This is a genomic window from Pseudomonas sp. PICF6 (assembly GCF_009831705.1).
Classification (GTDB): Bacteria; Pseudomonadota; Gammaproteobacteria; order Pseudomonadales; family Pseudomonadaceae; genus Aquipseudomonas; species Aquipseudomonas rhizophila.
In genome coordinates, this window is the sequence record NZ_WUUD01000026.1 from 123,196 (window position 1) to 123,535 (window position 340).

The following is a 340-nucleotide window of genomic DNA, read 5'->3' on the forward strand; positions in this document are numbered from 1 at the left end:
CCATGAGCGGCCAGACCGTGGAAATCCTCAACACCGACGCCGAAGGCCGCCTGGTGCTGTGTGACGCCCTCACCTACTCCGAACGCTTCAAGCCGCAAGCGGTGATCGACATCGCCACCCTGACCGGCGCCTGCGTCGTCGCCCTCGGCGCCCACACCTCGGGCCTGCTGGGCAACAACGACGAGCTGATCGGCCAACTGCTCAGCGCCGGCCAGCAAGCCGACGACCGCGCCTGGCAATTGCCGCTGTTCGACGAATACCAGGAGCAGCTGGACAGCCCGTTCGCCGACATCGCCAACATCGGCGGCCCGAAAGCCGGGACGATCACCGCGGCGTGCTT

General features: G+C 67.4%; 1 pseudogene. It reads left to right on the plus strand.

Annotated features, from left to right (window positions below):
• Positions 1 to 340, plus strand: a pseudogene (locus GSM73_RS27460) (leucyl aminopeptidase); the annotation flags it as partial.